At 64.2% G+C, this 826-nt stretch carries 1 protein-coding gene; it reads left to right on the top strand.

The features are described from left to right. The first annotated feature begins 39 nt into the window (after positions 1–39). A complete protein-coding gene (locus tag WS69_RS09655) occupies positions 40–768 on the top strand; it encodes an IS6 family transposase (RefSeq protein WP_059470563.1) in 729 nt (242 codons plus the stop codon). Positions 769–826 lie beyond the last annotated feature (58 nt).

Raw genomic sequence — 826 nt, 5'->3', positions numbered from 1 at the left:
GCTGTCACGTTGGCGGGTGTGGTCGCGTAAGATGAGGCGATGAAACCGAAAGCGCTCTACCACGGCCACCGATTCCCCGCAGCGATCATCAGCCAGGCGGTCCGCTGGTATTTCCGCTTCCAGCTGAGCCTACGCGACATTGAGGAGCTGCTATTCGAGCGCGGCGTGATCGTCAGCTACGAGACGATCCGCCGGTGGTGCGACAAATTCGGTGCGGCCTTCGCCCGGCGGGTCAAGGCTGCGCGACGAAAGCCGGGCCGCACCTGGCATCTAGACGAGATGTTCGTGAATCTGCGCGGCGAGCCCTGGCTGCTGTGGCGGGCGGTCGACGAACACGGTGCCGAGCTGGATATCCTGCTGCAGAAGCGGCGCGACAAGGCCGCAGCGAAGCGCTTTTTCCAGCGTGTGCTGCGTTCCTGTCCGGCACCGTGCAAGATCGTCACCGACCAGTTACGCAGCTACCCGGCTGCCAAGGCTGGCATCCCGGAGCTCGCCAACGTCAAGCACGTGTTCGTGAAGGCCGCCGCCCGCGTGAACAACCGCGCCGAGAACAGCCATCAGCCGACCCGCGAACGCGAGCGACGCATGCGGGGATTTCGCGACCCGAAGCGCACTCAGGCTTTCCTCGCGAGCTTCGGGCCGATCCGCCAGCACTTCGCCCTGAAGCGGCATCTGCTGCGTGCTTCGCTTTATCGCAAACACCTCGCCGTACGCTTCTCGACGTGGCGTGAATTTACCGAGGTCACCCAGAATCCGTCTGCCGCATGAAACATGCAGGTCGCGCCCCCGCCCCTTGTGAACATACTCCGCTAACGTGACAGCGCCC

This window comes from Burkholderia sp. BDU5 (assembly GCF_001522845.1).
Classification (GTDB): domain Bacteria; phylum Pseudomonadota; class Gammaproteobacteria; order Burkholderiales; family Burkholderiaceae; genus Burkholderia; species Burkholderia mayonis.
This window is presented reverse-complemented; position numbering and strand designations above follow the sequence as displayed.

Coding starts and splice junctions, on each gene's coding strand:
- WS69_RS09655 (WP_059470563.1), top strand. CDS start 40: ATGAAACCGAAAGCGCTCTACCACGGCCACCGATTCCCCGCAGCGATC.